The organism is Mucilaginibacter sp. (assembly GCF_965225845.1).
In the GTDB taxonomy this organism is placed as follows: Bacteria; Bacteroidota; Bacteroidia; order Sphingobacteriales; family Sphingobacteriaceae; genus Mucilaginibacter.
The window spans coordinates 1774487-1793504 of sequence record NZ_CBDDBL010000002.1 but is presented as its reverse complement, the minus strand read 5'-3'; the positions used below and the strand labels follow the sequence as shown (position 1 = coordinate 1793504).

The 19018-nt window shown below is 40.1% G+C and carries 18 protein-coding genes; 10 read left to right on the top strand and 8 right to left on the bottom strand.

What is annotated here, in order from left to right:
* Positions 1 to 25: 25 nt before the first annotated feature.
* Positions 26 to 850: a DNA polymerase Y family protein gene (locus ACYZ0U_RS11960; RefSeq protein WP_461452511.1), complete on the bottom strand. Its 825-nt coding sequence runs from the start codon at positions 848 to 850 to the stop codon at positions 26 to 28.
* Between the two features lie 105 nt (positions 851 to 955).
* Positions 956 to 1567, bottom strand: coding sequence for a WbqC family protein (locus tag ACYZ0U_RS11955; protein WP_461452509.1), 612 nt, complete (start codon positions 1565 to 1567; stop codon positions 956 to 958).
* Between the two features lie 40 nt (positions 1568 to 1607).
* Between ACYZ0U_RS11955 and ACYZ0U_RS11950 the strand changes: the two genes are divergently transcribed.
* Together ACYZ0U_RS11950 and ACYZ0U_RS11945 are read left to right on the top strand one after the other, a co-directional pair.
* On the top strand, positions 1608 to 2489 hold the full coding sequence (locus ACYZ0U_RS11950; RefSeq protein ID WP_461452507.1) for a lysophospholipid acyltransferase family protein: 882 nt from the start codon (positions 1608 to 1610) through the stop codon (positions 2487 to 2489).
* A gap of 1 nt (position 2490) precedes the next feature.
* Positions 2491 to 3519: a glycosyltransferase family 2 protein gene (locus ACYZ0U_RS11945; protein WP_461452505.1), complete on the top strand. Its 1029-nt coding sequence runs from the start codon at positions 2491 to 2493 to the stop codon at positions 3517 to 3519.
* Here ACYZ0U_RS11945 and ACYZ0U_RS11940 read toward each other — a convergent pair.
* From ACYZ0U_RS11940 to aroQ, 3 genes are read right to left on the bottom strand one after another with little or no spacing between them, the layout of a single operon-like run.
* Entirely contained in the window at positions 3503 to 3781 is a 279-nt protein-coding gene (locus tag ACYZ0U_RS11940) for a hypothetical protein (RefSeq protein ID WP_461452504.1), read from the bottom strand. The two genes, ACYZ0U_RS11945 and ACYZ0U_RS11940, sit on opposite strands and share 17 nt — an antisense overlap.
* Positions 3782 to 3792: 11 nt before the next feature.
* Positions 3793 to 6063: a mechanosensitive ion channel family protein gene (locus ACYZ0U_RS11935; protein ID WP_461452502.1), complete on the bottom strand. Its 2271-nt coding sequence runs from the start codon at positions 6061 to 6063 to the stop codon at positions 3793 to 3795.
* A gap of 37 nt (positions 6064 to 6100) precedes the next feature.
* A complete protein-coding gene (gene aroQ / locus ACYZ0U_RS11930) occupies positions 6101 to 6529 on the bottom strand; it encodes a type II 3-dehydroquinate dehydratase (protein WP_461452500.1) in 429 nt (142 codons plus the stop codon).
* 39 nt (positions 6530 to 6568) lie between these two features.
* Here aroQ and xerD point away from each other — a divergent pair, with 39 nt between their 5' ends.
* Positions 6569 to 7468, top strand: coding sequence for a site-specific tyrosine recombinase XerD (gene xerD, locus ACYZ0U_RS11925; protein WP_461452498.1), 900 nt, complete (start codon positions 6569 to 6571; stop codon positions 7466 to 7468).
* A 53-nt stretch (positions 7469 to 7521) separates the two neighbouring features.
* On the opposite strand, the gene prmC is transcribed toward xerD, so the two are convergent.
* On the bottom strand, positions 7522 to 8376 hold the full coding sequence (gene prmC, locus ACYZ0U_RS11920) for a peptide chain release factor N(5)-glutamine methyltransferase (protein ID WP_461452496.1): 855 nt from the start codon (positions 8374 to 8376) through the stop codon (positions 7522 to 7524).
* Between the two features lie 33 nt (positions 8377 to 8409).
* Here prmC and ribD point away from each other — a divergent pair, with 33 nt between their 5' ends.
* The 5 genes from ribD to bioB all read left to right on the top strand — a co-directional run bounded on the left by ribD (position 8410) and on the right by bioB (position 13518).
* Complete coding sequence (gene ribD / locus ACYZ0U_RS11915) at positions 8410 to 9456, top strand: bifunctional diaminohydroxyphosphoribosylaminopyrimidine deaminase/5-amino-6-(5-phosphoribosylamino)uracil reductase RibD (RefSeq protein WP_461452495.1); 1047 nt, start codon at positions 8410 to 8412, stop codon at positions 9454 to 9456.
* 7 nt (positions 9457 to 9463) lie between these two features.
* On the top strand, positions 9464 to 10333 hold the full coding sequence (locus tag ACYZ0U_RS11910) for an EamA family transporter (protein ID WP_461452493.1): 870 nt from the start codon (positions 9464 to 9466) through the stop codon (positions 10331 to 10333).
* Complete coding sequence (locus ACYZ0U_RS11905) at positions 10333 to 10941, top strand: IMPACT family protein (protein ID WP_461452491.1); 609 nt, start codon at positions 10333 to 10335, stop codon at positions 10939 to 10941. Before ACYZ0U_RS11910 ends, ACYZ0U_RS11905 begins: the two co-directional genes overlap by 1 nt.
* Positions 10942 to 11023: 82 nt before the next feature.
* The gene (gene mgtE, locus ACYZ0U_RS11900; protein ID WP_461452489.1) at positions 11024 to 12472 is read left to right on the top strand and encodes a magnesium transporter; all 1449 of its coding nucleotides are present in this window, start codon (positions 11024 to 11026) and stop codon (positions 12470 to 12472) included.
* Positions 12473 to 12498: 26 nt separating this feature from the next.
* A complete protein-coding gene (gene bioB, locus ACYZ0U_RS11895; RefSeq protein WP_461452487.1) occupies positions 12499 to 13518 on the top strand; it encodes a biotin synthase BioB in 1020 nt (339 codons plus the stop codon).
* Positions 13519 to 13584: 66 nt separating this feature from the next.
* Here the strand turns inward: bioB and ACYZ0U_RS11890 are convergent, their stop codons facing one another.
* Together ACYZ0U_RS11890 and ACYZ0U_RS11885 are read right to left on the bottom strand one after the other, a co-directional pair.
* Positions 13585 to 14463, bottom strand: a complete 879-nt coding sequence (locus ACYZ0U_RS11890) for a diiron oxygenase (RefSeq protein WP_461452485.1) — start codon at positions 14461 to 14463, stop codon at positions 13585 to 13587.
* A gap of 51 nt (positions 14464 to 14514) precedes the next feature.
* Positions 14515 to 16656: a M3 family metallopeptidase gene (locus ACYZ0U_RS11885; RefSeq protein ID WP_461452484.1), complete on the bottom strand. Its 2142-nt coding sequence runs from the start codon at positions 16654 to 16656 to the stop codon at positions 14515 to 14517.
* A gap of 78 nt (positions 16657 to 16734) precedes the next feature.
* On the opposite strand from ACYZ0U_RS11885, the gene ACYZ0U_RS11880 reads away from it, so the two are divergent.
* Both ACYZ0U_RS11880 and ACYZ0U_RS11875 read left to right on the top strand, forming a co-directional pair.
* A complete protein-coding gene (locus ACYZ0U_RS11880; RefSeq protein ID WP_461452482.1) occupies positions 16735 to 17685 on the top strand; it encodes a hypothetical protein in 951 nt (316 codons plus the stop codon).
* Between the two features lie 73 nt (positions 17686 to 17758).
* Complete coding sequence (locus ACYZ0U_RS11875) at positions 17759 to 19015, top strand: putative DNA modification/repair radical SAM protein (RefSeq protein ID WP_461452480.1); 1257 nt, start codon at positions 17759 to 17761, stop codon at positions 19013 to 19015.
* The last annotated feature ends 3 nt before the right edge of the window (positions 19016 to 19018 follow it).

Genomic DNA, 19018 nt, shown 5'->3' with positions numbered 1-19018 from the left:
ATAGCGGGCCGTAAAACCAATCGACTTACAATAAAATTTGTGATGGACCCATTCGCTTTTCCAGCGTGAGGCAGAGTGTCATGAACAATTGTTCAATGTATTCCGGTTGTTGTCTTTTTTCTGCGGAGATTTGGCGCATGGCCTGCATCCCCTTGTAATCATGAGCTACAATATTGGTTTCGATGAAATTTAAGCGATAATGCCAGTAAATACCATCAATACTTTTAAAAATAGTTTTTAACCGTTGCGGACTGGCATAACGCATCTCGAGCGGGGTTTTGATGCCGGCACGCTCCAATCTATAAGACATGTTTGCCCCAATGCCCGGCAGATCCCCCAATTTTAAATCTTTCAAAACTTCATCAATATTTTGCGGAGTGATCATCATCAAACCGCCTTTCTTTTTACCGCGAACCGAAGCCAGCTTGGCTAAAAAAGCATTTGGCGCTATACCTACCGAGCATTCCAAAAAATCGCCCACTTTAGTTAAAATATCCCGTTTAATTTGTCGCGCGATGGTAAGCGGGTCGGCGTGCTCATAATTGGTAAGGTTGATAATGGCCTCATCAATACTTTTAGGCACTACATCCTGGCAATGCTGCTGTAAAACATTAATTATTTTGGTGTGAAACTGTCGATAACGTGCCGGGTTACTCTCGATCGGGATAAAATCAGGATGGACCGCCATTACCTCGTTCAAACGTGTGCCAGCTTTGATGCCTAATTCTTTAGCTTCTGTAGATAAGGAGATCACACAACCATACTTGCCGGTATAAACACATACACCAACCGGGCGGTTACGCAGCCAGTAGTTTACCTGCTGCTCGCAGCGGGCAAAAAAACTGTTCATATCCACAAACAGTACACGTGGCTCGGCCTTTACTTAGATGGAGTTTTGATTCACAAAACAAAATTGCTAAAAATATTAGCAAATACAAATAAATGTGGAAAAGTTTTACAGGTAATTTAAAGCCTGCGGCCCCTGGTTAAATAGCAGGTCGACAATACTTAGGTTTTTGATAAAGCCGTTTTTCTCTTCAAAAACCTGGAAGTAAGGTTTTTGATCAAATACATGATCAGATTTTGGATTGATCCTATTTCTTAGATCGGTAAGCGCAGGGTAGGCGCCTTCGTAAGTTTCAGTATATGATAGCGTAGTCTTTATTTTGGTGAGCTTAACCAGCAATTCTAATAAAGTTTGGTTGTAATCAAACAAATACTCAAAGTTCTTCTCATAAAACGGAGCAAAATCATCTTCATAATACTCGAAATAAGCCGAACGGCGATAACAGGCCTGCAAGCCCATCCAGTGTAAACGCTGCCACCTAAAATCGTAACTGATCTTTACTTCTTTTATTGAAGTGTGATTTTTTGAGCCTTTTACAACCGGGACGGTCAATGCCAAAACACCATCTGGCGAGCAGATATTTGCCCGGTTACGATAGGTTTGTTTAGGAAAATGCTCTTCGCGCTCAATTAAAATATTGGGCTTATGCTTATTAAGCTCAACAAAAAATTCAACCGGAGGGAGATAGCACATCGGCAAAACGGCGCCACTTTCAATCATATATTTTTTTATGTTTGCAGATAAAAATTGGGCGAAAATAATGATAAATAAAGGGCTTTCAAGATTAGGCGTGTTTTTTCTATACCTGGTCTCCCTGTTGCCCTTTTGGTTTTTATACTTAATTTCTGATTTTTTATTTGTGATGATCTATTACGTAGTAGGTTATCGTCGTAAGGTAGTACAGGAAAATCTGCATAATGCGTTCCCGGAAAAATCAGTAGAAGAGCGCCATTCTATCGAAAGAAAATATTATAAATACCTGGCTGACCTGATGGTTGAAACTATAAAAATGGTAACCATATCAAAAAAAAGTATTCATAAAAGAATGAAGGCCACCAATGATTATCTAGTTACTGATTATTTAAATAGTGGCAAAAGCGTGATGTTGGCGGCCGGCCATTACGGCAACTGGGAGATGTCGGCATTATGGGTAAGTTTGATTGTTAAACAAAGATTACTGATCGTATATAAGCCTTTAACCAACAACTCGTTTAATGATTTTTTTGATAATATGCGCACAAGGTTTGGTGCCGAAATGGTGTCAATGAAAAATGTATTACGCACCATAGTTAAAGCAAAAGACGAAGTTACCATGAGTGTTTTTGTAGCCGATCAAACACCGGTAAAACATGAGGCATTTTACTTCACCACTTTTTTAAATCAGCCAACGGCATTTTTCCTGGGAATTGAGAAAATAGCCAAACTTACTAACCCCGTTGTTGTATTTTGTGATTTGAAATATATAAAAAGAGGGCATTACGAATATACTGCAGTTCCTTTAACCGAAAACCCCAAGGAAACAGGAGAGTACGAAATTACCTCCAAATACGTAACCCTTTTAGAAAACATGATCCGCCGCGATCCGCCGTATTGGTTATGGTCGCACAGGCGATGGAAGTTTAAGCCGGAGGATAAATCATAGGATGAATTATACACCCAAAGTTGCTATTGTTATTTTAAACTGGAACGGCGTTGAACATTTGCGCACGTTCCTGCCTTCGGTGTTAAGTTCTGTTTGGCCTAACCTGGACATTGTGATGGGCGATAACGGCTCAACTGATGAGTCGGTTGCGTTTGTTAAGGGAATATACCCATCGATCAGGATAATTGAAACCGGTGCTAACTATGGCTTTACCGGCGGCTATAACAAGGTTTTATCTCAGGTTGAAGCTGATTACTATATCCTGCTTAACTCTGATGTAGAAGTTCACCCCGGCTGGATAGCGCCGGTTATTGAATTAATGGAAAGTGACCCGCTTATTGCTGCTGCCGCGCCTAAAATAAAGGCTTATCTGCAAAAGGATCATTTTGAGCATGCCGGTGCTGCCGGTGGTTTTATTGATAGTTATGGCTACCCTTTTTGCCGTGGCCGGATGTTTTATGAGATAGAAGAGGATAGAGGGCAATACGAACAATCCGGCGAAGTATTTTGGGCGTCTGGTGCAGCTTTGTTCATCAAAAAGAAATATTGGGATGAAGCCGGTGGCTTTGATGATCGTTTCTTCGCGCATATGGAAGAGATTGACCTGTGCTGGCGGTTAAAGAACATGGGTTATAAGGTGATGTATTGTGCCCAATCCGAAGTTTTCCACTTAGGCGGAGGTACATTAAATACGGAAAACCCATTTAAGACTTATTTAAACTTCAGGAATAACCTATTGCTGCTTAAAAAGAACTTGCCGTTTTGGCAATCTATATTTGTGATTACCTTGCGTTATTTTATGGATCTGATGGCACTCATCAGGTTTGTAAATGAAGGTAAGCGTAAGGATGCAGCTGCGGTGAGCAAAGCCCACCGCAATTTTCTGCGACATCTTTTTAAATCTGAAAAAACGATTATATCCAAAGATCAATCTCATTTAAGAGGAATGTACAGGGGAAGCATTATAGCCGATTTCTTTATTAAAAAGAAAAGTACCTTCACTTCCCTTGATCCTAAGAAGTTTTATTAGCATCCGGATCAACATCCTCGGCTTTATCATTTTCGCCTTTGTTAGGTTTTATAGGTTCTTCGCCTTTATCTTCTACTGATTCAGGTTCAAACCTGTTTATAGCGATATGCTCGTCTTTCAAATGTAAATTGATGTCTCTTGTAGGGAAGGGTATCTCAATTCCCTCTTCGGCAAATTTTTTGTAGATATCAGCCAAAACCCTGCTCTTCAGTTCAAGCCAGGTACTGATATCCGCTGCCCAAAAAAACATCCTGAAATCCACCGAACTTTCATTTAATTATGCATGAAAACTGATGGCGCCGGATCGGTCATGATATCATCGCGGTTACACAACATATCTTTAAGCAACTGCTTCACTTTATCAATGTCAGACCCATAGGCAACACCTACAATGATTTCAATCCGGCGGTTATTGTTACTCAGCGTCCAGTTAATTACATGGTGCGATATCATATCGCCGTTAGGGATGATTACTTCGGCGCCATCGCTGGTAGTTAACCTGCTTGATCGTACACCAATTTCCCTGATTGTGCCCGAGCGGCTGTCGATCTCAATAATATCACCTATTTGTACGGGCTTCTCAAATGCCAATATTAAACCCGATACTAAATTATTTACGATATTTTGCAGGCCAAAACCAATACCAATACCGAATGCACTAATGATGATGGTGATTTTATCCAACGGGAAATTTGACGCGGCGACCGCTAATATAAAACCTACAGAAAACACGCCCAGCCTGATCAAAAGGGTGGATGTACGGTTTTTCTTTTTCATAACCGACAGATCATTAGCACGCAATGATGATACATCATAAAAATAACTGATGATCTTGGATACGATCGACGATAACCATATTACCGCGATAAATATTACAAAGCCCGCAAATGTAAACGATGCGCCGCCTACCGTGTGAGATTGACTTAAAACCTCGCTTACATAATCGCGTACAGCATCATCTATATTTAAATTTTGAAACAAAAAGAATAACCAGACAAAGCTTGCAAGCAGCAGTAATATCTTTTTGAATTTTTCTTCTACTATAGTGTAGTCTACCCAATCCAGTATACTGTTGCTGGCCTTTTTGGTATGGAACTGCAAAAATATTCCTTCTATAATTACCTGTACAGCAAAATAGAGAATAACCAGCAGCCACAAATTAAATGCAGCGGTTACGCCAATTATTTTGGCGAGGCTAAACCTACCGGTAATGTTAAGCAGTAAGGATAAAATTTGCAGGCCTATAAATACCTTAAGTATTGTTTCGGTATAAGGAAGATAGGCATCAGGTTGCTGCTTGATCTTTTTAAGAAATACTACTCCGGCTGTAATGGAGATAATACTTAATGCCAGGATTACGAACCTGTCGATATTTGTTATTTCGATAAACAAATTACTGATACCATAAATAATGGTTATCCAAAACAGTACATTTAAAAACCTGAATTTAGTTGCCGGGAACTCTTTTCTTATAAACACCATTACAAATATCATGGGGAATATAAATAACGTTTGAGAAAATACTACCGGTGGATGACTATAAAAATACGGCACTATTGCAGTCGCTACCAACAAAGCAGCTGTTAGCGGACTTTTATAAATATACTTTATTTTATCAGGCAGTGTTTTTAAAAGCTCGCTGTCCTCTTTAATTTTTACCCGGTTAAATAATATCCAGCTAAGCACAACAATCAAAAATATCAGGCCTGCAAAATGAGTGATAGTTTCGTTTTTTATGAAATAGTTAAAAAGCAGTTTGTTAAGTTTTATAGTGCTGTTAAGCGGGTCTTTAAAATTAGCATATGTTGGGCTTGCTTCCCATATATAGCCAAATTCGCCATCAATAGCCTTGTCGGTAAAGGCTCTTATTTTTGAGTCGATGTGATCCGATTCATCAAGTACGGTAGTGTATGCAATCGCGACTTTGTCTTGCAGCAGGTTGATTTTTGATAGATAGCTACGATTAGTAGCATCGGTATTCTGCCACAAGCCATACAACGATCTGCGTTGAACAAAGAAGGTTTTTTTTAAGGTACTGTCTTTTGGCGAGGTTTTTAATAAGGAGTCCTTCGTAAACTTTATAAGGTCATTTTGATTTTGTATTAACGAAGAATTTATATCTTCCAAATCAGATTGCCATTCTACAAGCTGACCCTGGCTTCGGTCCAAAATATCGCGCAGAACAAACAGGTAGCGTAAAGTGCTTGACTTGTGTGTATTGATCAGGGTGTCAATTTTAACTAACCGCTTTTGCAGCAAGGGTATCTGAGTACCGATATCAACAGTATCTAATCCTACTGACAACGTGTTTTTTATCTGATTGAACGATGTAGTATATTGCTCAACCCGTTGCAGTAAGCCATTTATCGAAGTATCGGATTTATTGATCAGCCTGAATAGGGAGTCGCGGGAATGCATGGCCCGGCGTTGTTTTTCCCTCAATGTTCTCGGAATAAGGCGACTTTCCTGTGCTGATATTTGTTGTGCAATACCAAGCCCAATTAAAAATATGAATAACAGCTTATAAGTAAATATTTTTTTCATGGAATTGTGTAAAGCGATAAGATGGCAATATGTTTTTTTATATGTTATTAATGGTTAAAATATGCTCGATAGCCAACCTGTATGAATCCAGCCCAAACCCGGCGATAACACCCTTGCAGCTTGCCGCCAGCATAGAGTGGTGCCTGAATTCTTCGCGTTTATAAACGTTTGAGATATGTACTTCAATTACAGGCGTATTTATTCCCGCGATAGCATCAGCAATGGCTACTGAAGTATGCGTGTAAGCGCCTGCATTCAGCACAACGCCATCATAGTTAAAACCAATTTCGTGCAGTTTGTTGATCAACTCACCCTCAACATTGCTTTGGTAATAATCTATCCGTACAGCAGGATAGCGCTTGTGCAATTCCTCTAAATAGGGTTCAAAGCCGGTATCGCCATAAATTGATTTCTCGCGAACGCCTAACAAGTTTAAATTTGGGCCGTTTATAATTTGTATCTTCATTAGTTCAAACTTACATAAAATCATTAAAACTAAAATCAATTGGATTGGCGTTCGGCAATAAAAGGTTTCCAGGCCTATTTAAAACTGGAAAAATCGCTTTCGCCCAACTCCATTGAGGCCTATAGCCGGGATATTGATAAACTACACCAGTTTAGTGAATCGTTGCCTTTTAAATTAAAACCGCAAAATGTTACGCTGAATGATTTGCGCCTGTTTATTAATTGGGTAAATGAGTTGGGCATGATACCCTCATCTCAGGCTCGTATACTGTCAGGCATAAAAGCATTTTATAAATATATGCTGATGGAGGATATTATTAAAGATGATCCGTCGGAGTTATTAGAATCGCCCAAAATACAGCGAAAGCTTCCGGATACCTTAAGTTATGAGGATATCAACAAGCTCATCGCAGCCATCGACTTATCCCGCGCGGACGGTGCGCGCAACAAAGCCATATTAGAGGTGCTTTACGGTTGCGGGTTGCGGGTATCTGAGCTTACAGAACTTAAATTATCAAGCTTATACCTCGATATTGAATTTATAAAAGTAACCGGCAAAGGCAGCAAGGAACGTTTGGTGCCGATAGGTGGATCAGCCATAAAAGCATTAAAGATCTGGATTGAGCAGGTGAGGATACATATGTCTATAAAAAAAGGTGAGGATGACATGGTGTTTTTAAACCAGCGGGGCAGCAGAATAAGCCGGGTTTATATTTTTACGATGATAAAGCAATTGGCAGAGAAGATTGGGCTAAAAAAAACGATCAGTCCGCATACGTTCCGGCATTCATTTGCCACGCATTTGGTGGAGGGCGGGGCGGACTTGAGAGCCGTTCAGGAAATGCTCGGTCATGAGAGTATTACTACCACTGAGATTTATACCCATTTGGACCGGGAGTTTTTGAAGGGGACGATCATCCAGTTTCATCCCAGAAACTAAATGCTTTTTCAGAAGCGTCATTGCTTCGTTCCCCGCAATGACGTGTTTATTAATCAACGGTTCGCTTTTATCATCCTATCCCTGCCACTCATATCCTTTCTTAATTCAATGTTTTTAAATCCTTTATCCCTTAGCATGTCTACGGTACCATTACCCAGCTTTTCATTGATCTCAAAAAACAAAAATCCATCAGCCGTTAGGTGTCCAATAGCGAAGTCGGCAATCGCTTTATAAAAGATCAGCGGATCATCCTCTGGCACAAACAAGGCAGTATGCGGTTCAAAATCTGTTACATTGGTATGCATTTGGGTTTTATCATGCAAAGTAACATAGGGCGGATTACTAACTATGATTTCGGATTTCGGAATTTCAATTCCTGACTTAATATTTAAAATGTCCACTCGTATAAATTTAACATCTGCATTATTTAATTCAGCATTTTGCTTCGCGATTTTCAAAGAATTGCCTGAAATGTCGAGAGCCGAAACTTTTGCTTCAGGCAGATTCTTTTTTAAACTGATAGCGATGCATCCGCTGCCTGTGCCGATGTCAAGCACAGTAAGTTCTGAATGCTTGTCGACCGAATTAAGCACCCATTCAACCAACTCTTCAGTTTCCGGCCGGGGGATGAGCACTGATGGTGTCACCTTAAAAGGTATGCCATAAAATTCGGTATAGCCTAAAATATACTGGATCGGCTCACCGGTTTGCAGGCGGGAAAGGATGTTGTTAAGTTTTTCAGCTTGTTCAACTGTGATTTCTTTCTCAGGAAAAGCTTTGACCTGTGCTTTTGAAAGACTGGTTATTTCGCTAATGACCATTAAGGTAAGCGCCTCGCTTTCATTGGCATCATATATCGCTGTGAGATTTTGTTTGAAATCAGCAAATACTTCCTTAATAGTTTTCATACAACAAAGTAACATAAAAGCTACTTTTGTACCATGCCTGGTCATGAAATATATATGCGTCGCTGCCTTGAACTTGCCGAATTAGGTAAGGGATTGGTTAGTCCGAACCCAATGGTAGGTGCGGTAATTGTGCTCGACGGCAAGATAATAGGCGAAGGCTATCATCAAAAATATGGCGGGGCACATGCTGAGGTTAATGCCGTAAACCAGTTGATCGCTAATTATGATAATTATGCCGAACTATTTAAAAATTCGACTATTTATGTATCGTTAGAACCCTGTGCGCATTACGGTAAAACACCGCCTTGTGCTGATTTGATTATAAAACATCAAATACCTAAAGTAGTAGTAGGCTGCCGCGACCCGTTCGACCAGGTGAATGGCAAAGGTATTGAAAAGTTGCAAGCGGCCGGGGTTGAGGTGGTATTAGGGGTTTTAGAAGATGAGTGCCGCTGGCTTAACCGCCGGTTTTTTACCCGGGTACAAAAACACCGCCCATACGTAATCCTAAAATGGGCACAAACCCAGGATGGTTATTTTGCACCGGCAGATGGCACCCAGTTTTGGATAACCGGCAACGAATCACGCAAACTGGTACACCAATGGCGTAGTGAGGAAGATGCTATTTTAATTGGAAATAAAACTGCAGCTATTGATAACCCACAATTGAATGTACGTTATGGTGAAGGCAGATCACCAAGGCGAGCGGTGATCGACCGGAAATTGCAGTTAGATACAAGCTTGCATTTGTTCGATCAGTCAGTTGATACCTTTATTTTCAATGAAATTAAAACGGATGTTGACGGCAGGAATAAATACATCGGACTGGAGGAGTTTGATAATTATGTTCCGCAATATATTTTATATCAACTGTATTTGCAGGATGTGCAGTCGGTAATTATTGAAGGTGGGGCGCATACACTAAACACTTTTATTAAAGCAGGTTTATGGGATGAAGGACGGGTGTTTACCGGGAAGGTAATTTTAAACGATGGTATAAAAGCACCACAAATAAACGGTACTATTGATGATGACGCTTTATTGGGCAGTGACCGCCTAACAATTTTTTATAATAAATAATCATTCGATGCTATACGTTTTCCTAAGTATTTGTTGCAGTGTAATTGTTTCCATATTATTAAAACTGGCCAAACGTTACCAGATAGATGTGTTCCAGGCCATCACCTGGAATTATTCCATTGCTATTGTACTTACCTGGATATCTTTAAAACCGCAATTACATAACCTGCAGGCATCGCCTATTTACATCTATACGGCATTAGGGGTTTTATTGCCCTTGCTCTTTATGATGATAGCCTTATGTGTGCGTTTTAATGGTATTGTGCGTACAGAGGTAGCGCAGCGCCTATCGTTGTTTATTCCGATCATAGCCGCATTTTTATTGTTTAACGAAAATTTATCATCTTTAAAAATCATCGGTATTGCTATCGGTTTCGTTGCTATTATTTGTTCTATCCCATGGAAAAACAAAATCTCGCCCAATAAAAAAAGTGTACCCAATACATGGCTATATCTTTTTGTAGTATTTATAGGCTTTGGGCTTATCGATATCTTATTTAAGCAAATTGCCCTATACAAAGCCGTCCCATACACAGCCTCGCTATTTATGGTTTACCTGATCGCGTTCGTGCTTTCATTACTGGTTTTGGTATATCGTTTTAGAGCCAAAAAAGCTAAATTTTCATGGCCGCATATTTTCTTTGGGTGGATATTGGGTATCGCTAATTTTGGCAACATTCTGTTTTACATCAAAGCGCACCAGGCGCTGGCTAAAAGTCCCTCGACGGTTTTCTCAGCAATGAACATCGGGGTCATTGTAGTAGGAGCCCTTGTTGGATTCGTTATTTTTAAAGAAAAACTTAGCCTTATAAATAAAATTGGCATCGCATTAGCCATAGTTTCTATTATTATTATTTCATACGCTAATATTTTTTAATGTTGTTCGACGATACTTACCTCACCATCGAAAAACCGTCCGAAGCTATTTTCCGGGATCGCGGGAGTAAATTCTTAGCTTTCGCCTACCCGATAATTGCTGAAGCAGACATAAAACCGATCCTTGCAAAGCTAAAAACAGAGCACCCAAAAGCAAACCACCATTGCTGGGCGGTGCGTTTGGGGATTGATCGTTCGGTGTTCAGGATCAATGACGACGGCGAACCTGCAGGAACAGCCGGCCGGCCAATTTTAAATACACTGTTATCCCGCAACATCACCAACACGCTTGTAGTTGTGGTACGATACTTCGGAGGAACTTTATTAGGTGTTCCGGGCCTGATCAATGCCTATAAAGTTACTACCGAAGAAGCGTTGGCTAACACCACTATAATTGAAAAAACGTTGGACGATATTTATATCATCAATTTTGATTATCAGCAAATGAATGATGTTATGAAGATTATCAAAGAAGATAATCTTATTGTTTTAGAACAATCGTTTGATAATAATTGCATGGTAAAAATCGCCATCCGAAAAATGCAGGTGAACAGGACTATTGATAAGTTTGAAAATTTAAAAGGTACTAAAATTAAGTTAGCCTTATAGATTCAATATTAATCTTTTTAAGAATTCTAAAGTGTTTTTTAATGCCTGTTTTTAGGCTTTAATTCATTACTTTCGTTGCAGTATGCAATCTTTTGAAATAGATAAAACCGATCTGCAGCGCATCAAAACCGCACTCGAAAGCGATGATGCTGAATTACAGAAAGTTCTGGCGGAATACCACCCGTCGGAGATTGCCATGCTATTTACAAAGCTTCCTCAGGAAGCAAAAGAAAAGATCATTAACGTCCTGCCAACTGATATAGCCTCTGAGGTTATTTCGGAAATGGATGAAGAACACCGCCCCGGTGAGTTATTGATCAACCTGCATCCTGACAAACGATCTGAAATTGTTGAAGAGCTCGATTATGATGACGCGACCGATATTATTTCGCAATTGGACGAGGATGAACAGCAGGAAATATTAGAAGACCTTGACCAGGAGGATGCCGATAGCATCCGCGCCTTAATGAATTATGACGAAGATACCGCGGGTGGTTTGATGAACCCCCAGGTAATCTGCGTAAAAATGACAATGGATAAAAAGCTGGCGCTTGATGAGATTATCCGCCAGTCGGAGGAAATGGAAGAATTCTATACCATTTACGTTATTGATGATTCACACATTTTAAGAGGTATCTTATCGTTAAAAGATGTTATAAAGGCCCGCATCAATGCTAAAATAAGCGAGCTGGTTAATACAGATTTTGTTTATGTAAAAGCCGAGCTTGACCAGGAAGAAGTAGCTAAGCTGTTCTCGCAATATAACCTCACAACCATCCCGGTTGTTAGCGACGACATGAGGTTGTTAGGCCGAATTACGGTTGATGATATCATCGACGTAATGGAGCAGGAAAGTACCGAGGATATGTTGAAAATATCCGGTGTATCTGAAGACGAGGAACTGAGCGGTAATTGGAAGGAAGCTGTTAAGAGCCGCTTGCCATGGTTGATCATCAATTTGGGTACGGCTTATCTGGCCGCTTCAATTATTCGTCATTTTGATGATACCGTAGCGCAATTGCCAATACTTGCTGCTTATATGACTATTATTGCTGGCATGGGTGGTAACTCTGCTACGCAGGCTCTGGCGGTAACCGTTAGGCGTATATCATTAACTGATTTGACCGATAGCCAAGCCTATAATGCTGTTTTAAAAGAATTCTTGGTTGGATTACTGAACGGTGCGGCAAACGGTATAATAGTATTTTTCATCGCTTTATTTTATGATGCAGACCCAATGCTTGGTTTAGTGTTATTTTTAGCGATGACAGGTAATTTAATAGTTGCCGGACTAACAGGTTCATCAATACCATTAGTGCTTAAAAGAGTTGGGATTGATCCTGCTGTTGCGTCATCAATCATTATCACCACATTTACCGATTGTGCCGGGTTTTTATTACCGTTGTGGTTTGCAACCCAGCTATTGCTTCCCCGGATAGTAGAAGAAAAACACTTAAAAGCACTTAAGCATTTACAATTAGAAAAACACATAGATTCGTTACAGCATTTACATATGCTGCTGCAGCATTAATTTGTTAAATTATAAATTTTCACGTAATGACAGAAGTAAGAAACAACTGGACAAAAGAAGAGATTTCTGAAATATACCATACCCCATTATTAGACCTGATTTACCAGGCAGCTACCGTTCACCGCGAGAATAAGGATTATTCTGAGGTACAGATTAGTTCGCTGATCTCCATTAAAACTGGTGGTTGCCCTGAAGATTGTGCTTATTGTCCGCAAGCAGCACGTTACAATACAGGTGTTGACGTGCATGCAATAATGCCGAAAGAAGAGGTTGTTGCTGTAGCTCAAAAGGCAAAAGATGGCGGTGCATCAAGATTGTGTATGGGCGCTGCATGGCGCGAGGTACGTGATAATAAGGATTTCGATAAAGTTATTGATATGGTAAAAGCTGTGAATGCCATGGATATGGAGGTTTGCTGTACTTTAGGTATGCTTACCGAAAGCCAGGCGCAACGCCTTGCTGATGCCGGTTTATATGCTTACAACCATAACCTGGATACTTCTGAAGATGATTACAAACGTATCATCACTACCCGCACATATGATGATCGTTTGCAAACTTTAGAGCATGTACGTAAAGCCAAAATTACAGTTTGCAGTGGCGGCATCATCGGTTTAGGTGAAACTGTTGAAGATAGGATATCTATGCTTAAAACATTGTCAAACCTTCCAAAACATCCGGAATCAGTGCCGATTAATGCCTTAGTGCCGGTAAAAGGCACACCTTTGGCTGATCAGCCGCGCGTTTCTGTTTGGGATATGGTGAGGATGATTGCCACAACCCGCATCATCATGCCTAAAACCGTAGTACGTTTATCAGCAGGAAGAACTGAAATGAGCACTGTTGAGCAAGCGATGTGTTTTATGGCGGGTGCAAATTCATTATTTGCCGGTGAAAAATTATTGACTACCCCAAATCCCTCTTTTGATACTGATATGGCTATGTTTGAATTACTTGGCTTAACACCACGTAAAGCATTTAAAAATGGCAGACCAAATGAAAGCAAGGAAATTAAGGAAATGAGCATTAACGAGGTGATTGGATAATTATTGAAGTTACATGAAATAAAAAAGCAATCTTAAATTTAAGATTGCTTTTTTATTTGATTGAGATTAGACCTTAGCCCCTAATATCAACCGCCATGCCCAACGTGTTAAATTGTTAAAGCCTTTCCAGCTGTCAACAAATTCAAAAATATCCTTTAAGCATTTATCGGCAAATTTTTGCTTAAAGTTCCTTTGTGCGAGTTTGTAGGCCTGATCAGGGTTTTCCATTCCTATACGTTCGTAAATTTCGCGTTTAACATACATAGTTCGCACAAAAAGAATATTGAATAAGATCACGTAACTATACAAAGTCCGTTTAATATATCCGGCTTTAGCAGAATATGTTTTTAAGATGCTTTTAGTAAATAGGATATGTCTGCCTTCTTCAATATTGTGAAGGTCGAACATCTTCTTTAATACAGGATAAATGTTTGGTGACCTTCGTGCATAATTGCCGTAAACATCAGTCACCAGCTCAACAGAAACACTGCCCATAAACAGGTAGTCGGCTGGCAGGTATTTATTACTAAACATGCCGAAGAATTTATGTAAACCATTTTGAGCTATGGGTTCGCCGCCCAATTTTTGGATTGCCTGCCCGAACATTTCCTGGTGGCGGAATTCCTCGATCAGTTCCCTTAACAAAAAGCGATGCTCGGCATCATGTTGAGGTAATGTTAAAATATGCCTTGTCATAAACAAACAAAAGAGGCATTCGCCCCAGGCGTACGATGAAATTACCTGCACTAATTCATGCCTGCCGAGTTCAAGTTTTTGGGTAGGTGTAAGCGTATCATAAATATCCAGGCCCTGAAGTGATGCGAGCACTTCAGGAAGGAAAATATCATCAGGTTCCGGTTCTAATTGCCAGGGGATATAAGTTTCCGGCATTAATGGATGCTCCTTGCTGATCTTGATCAGTCGTTCAACTTCTTTTACATTCATAATTTGTCCATTAACCTATTATCATAACGCAATTTAAGAACAATGGTTGCCTTATTGCGGAATTAAACCGCGGTCTTTTTCCATTGGTTTGATATCCGGGTTATGTCCGCGGAAATCGCGGAACATTTTACCGTATTCAATAGTATTACCGCGAGATAAAATCATATCTCTAAAACGTTGGCCATTTGCCCTTGTAAGGCCACCATTTTCAGTAAACCAGGAAAATGCATCATCATCCAGCATTTCAGTCCATGCATAAGCATAATAACCCGCTGCATAACCATTGCTCCAGATGTGTAAGAAATAGCTTGAACGGTAACGCGGTGGAACCTGTGGTAAATTTAAACCTGCTTGCTGTAATGAGGCGGCTTCAAATTTATCGGCCGCCTGTAACGGTGCATTACCCGGCAACTCGTGCCATTTCATATCAATGGCATCATCAGCCAAAGCCTCGGTTAAGGCATAGCCCTGGTTAAAAGTGCCTGCTTTTTTAATTTTATCAATTAATGCTTGGGGCATTGGCTGGCCTGTTTTATAATGCACAGCATAATGTTTTAAAACCTGTGGATACAAAGCCCAATGCTCATTAAATTGAGATGGGAACTCGACATAGTCGCGAGCTACATTAGTTCCTGAAAGACTTGGATATTGCTGACTGGCAAAAAAACCATGTAGTGCATGCCCAAATTCATGGAACATAGTGGTAACATCTTCATAACTGATCAAAGCTGGCTGGCCTGCTGCAGGTTTTGTAAAGTTACAGATATTGTAAATTACGGGTTTCAACCCTAATAATTTTGACTGGTTGGTGATGTTGCTCATCCACGCGCCACCATTTTTATTGTCACGTTTAAAGTAATCGCAATAAAATATGCCAAGCTGGGTGCCATCCTTATCATACACATTAAAAACGCGCACAGTTGGTTCGTAAACCGGCAAATCCTTACGCTCCTTAAAGGTTAAACCGTATAATTGATTAGCAGCATAAAATACACCATCCTGCAATACTTTATTGATTTCAAAATAAGGTTTGATCTCATCTTCGTTTAAGTCATATTTAGCTTTGCGTACTTGCTCGGCATAAAAATCCCAGTCCCAGGGCTGTAATTTAAATCCCCCTTTTTGTTGATCGATAGCAGCTTGTATGTCTACAGCTTCAGCTCGTGCTTTGGCTGTAGCTGCCGGGATTAGTTTGCTCAGAAAGCTATCAACTGCCTCTGGTGATTTAGCCATCTGATCGCGCAGTTTCCAATCGGCGTAATTTTTAAAGCCAACCAATTGAGCTTTTAAAGCACGTATTTTGGCAATGTGCTCAATAACGGCGCGCGTATCGTTTGAATCGCCTTTTTCTGTACGGGTATAGGATGCCTCAAACAATTTTTGGCGCGTTGCACGGTTACTAAGTGATTGTAACGCTGGCTGAGTAGTTGTGTTTTTTAATGATATCAGCCATTGCCTGTAGTGCCCGGCTGCTTTTGCATTGGCCGCCGCCGCTTGTAAATCGGCATCAGGCAAACCTGCCAGATCGGCTTTATTGCTCACTAACAGAGCACCCGCCTTGTTTGCCGCTAATACCATATTGGTGAATTTAGCGCTTAAGCCGGCTTCTTCCTGGTTATATTTCTTTAGTGTATCTTTGTTACTTTCTGATAAGTTAGCGCCGGCCAGCTTAAATTCCTGGTCGTAATAATCTAACAAGCGGGTCGACTCCGAATCAAGCTTTAAAGCGCTCTTTTGCTGATAAATTGCTTCAACGCGATTATATAATTTGGTATTCAAATAGATGGCATCTTGTAAACCTGCCAGTTTGGGCGCTATGGCTTCATCTAACTTTTCAAGTACAGGATCGGTATTGGCAGATGACAATAAATTATATACGCCATTTACCCGGTTTAATAATTGCCCGCTTTTTTCTAATGCTACTAAAGTATTGTCGAACGTAGGGGTGGCAGGGTTATTGGCTATAGTATCGATCTCTGCGAGTTCTTCCTTTATTCCCTGGTCAAAAGCCGGTTGAAAATCTGCATCTTTAATTTTATCAAAAGCAGGCACCCCAAAATCGAGCGTGCTTTTTGTGATCAATGGATTTGATGCTAATGTATCAGCGATACCGGTTGTTGAGGCGGTCTTGCTTTTGCACGATGCCATAATTGCCATCAGTGTCGTTAATGCTAATATAAATAGGTTTTTCATAAAATATTTAAAACGTTGAAATTACGAATTTCCCATATATTGCGTTATATTAATTAAGAGTATCGCGTTGTATAAAAAATGAATTTCAGTCTAACTAAAAAAATAAATATAACCAGTTTTTTATGGGTGATATTAGCAACAATGTTTTTTGTTTCCTGCAATCGTTCTAAAGTACATAATAATATTAAAAAGCCGCTTGCCCCGTTGTCGTTCAAATCAATAGCCGGAATTAATTTTACTGAGGTGCGCCGCAGGATGGCTAATGGGTTGTCTTTTGATAAAAATGGTTTTGAGGCCGAGCCAGGTTATAAGATCACCTTTCTTACTAATGATTCAGCCAGTGTTTGGAGCCCGGATAAAAAAGCCTTCATCAATTTTCTGGTTTTTTTAGAGCCGGATTCCATCTTCAATGTTGCCCGTTCCTATTTCAAAATGAAGCACATGAGCAAGGATAGCCTTGTTTTACAGGTGCTCGAAGTTCAGGGTGATACCTTGCACATGAAACATTCCTTAGTTTATATGACTTTTTATTCTAATGAATATCTGAAGAATGTATTGCATACAGATGCGCAAACTTTAGGCAAGCCCGACAGGCGCGACACCTTATTTATTGAACATAAGGCGGCTGTTGCGGAAAAAAATCCGGATAGTGCGTTTGCAGGGCGGCAACCGGTGGAATTGAAAAGTTTAAATTCGCTTTTAACTATTGACAGGGTAAATGTTAAGCCGGATATATCCAATAATTATGATGCATCAGATTATTATATGGATCCGGAGTTTAATATCACCATAAACAAAGCTTATGAAGATTTTTCCTATTCGTTTTGGGTTTGTGTAGATGCTAAAGGACAGATAACCTTCTATAGGTCTATAGATTATATCATGCCTGAATTCAGGGAATCTACCATCAAAACAATAAAAGCGATAATTGCCGGTTATTTAAAAGCCTACATGGCTGCGACGCCGGGCTCTACACTGGGCATTAAGCATACCAGTTGGGTTATATTAAATGTTGTAGGAAAGAAATAATATCCCTCCAAGTTGTAAATAATTTATTAGTTATAATTTCAAATTACTAAAAATATTAGTATTTTTGAAAATAATGGATGAGGCAAGAATAACGGAGAAATTAAACATTTTGGCGGATGCTGCCAAATATGATGTTTCATGCGCATCGAGCGGGAGTAAGCGTAAAAACGAGAATAAAGGTTTAGGAAATGCAAGTAATGGAATTTGCCATAGTTATACAGAGGATGGGCGCTGTGTATCGCTATTAAAGATATTGCTAACCAATCATTGTATCTTCGATTGTGCTTATTGTGTTTCGCGTAAAACAAACGATATTCAACGGGCAGCATTCACGGTTCAGGAGGTAGTTGACCTGACCATCAATTTTTATCGCCGCAATTATATTGAGGGATTATTTTTAAGCTCTGGTATTTTTAAGGACGCTGATTATACCATGGAGCGTTTAGTGCGCATCGCCAAAAAATTGCGGACAGAACATAATTTCAACGGTTACATTCATTTAAAATCTATCCCCGGTTCCAGTGATGAATTAATGCGCGAGGCAGGTTTGTATGCCGACCGTTTAAGCGTAAACCTGGAAATGCCTACAGAAGCGGGTTTAAAATTGTTGGCCCCCGATAAAAACCGCCAGGATATGATCGACCCAATGGCGTTTTTGAATAAGGAGATCATTCAGCGGACAGAGGAAAAAAAGCTATTTAAAAAAGCGCCAATGTTTGCCCCGGCAGGGCAGAGCACCCAGGTGATCATTGGCGCTACGCCGGAAAATGATAACCAAATACTGCAGACCGCGAATTACTTTTATAAAAACTTCAATTTAAAACGCGTTTACTATTCTGGCTATGTGCCGGTTTTGGCTGATAAGCGTTTACCTGCTTTGAATACATCCGTACCTATGGTTCGCGAAAACCGGCTTTACCAGGCAGATTGGTTACTACGTTTTTACGGTTTTAAAGTGAACGAAATCGTAAATAATGATCAACCTTTGCTGGATCTGGATATTGACCCGAAACTGGGCTGGGCCATCCGAAATATGCAGGCTTTTCCGGTTGATATTAATAAGGCTGACCTGCAAATGATTTTGCGCATACCGGGTATTGGTATGCAATCGGCACAAAAAATTGTGAGCGCGCGCAAGTTTGCCAAGCTCAATTGGGATCAGCTTAAAAAGATAGGCGTAGCTATAAACCGGGCTAAATATTTTGTTACCTGTAAAAGCAACGAGTTTGAGCGCCGCGATCTGACCGGTACTAATATTAAACAGTTTATACTTGCTGAATCAAAAAGTAAGTATCTTAAAAATGCTACTACGCAACTAAGTATTTTCTAAGAT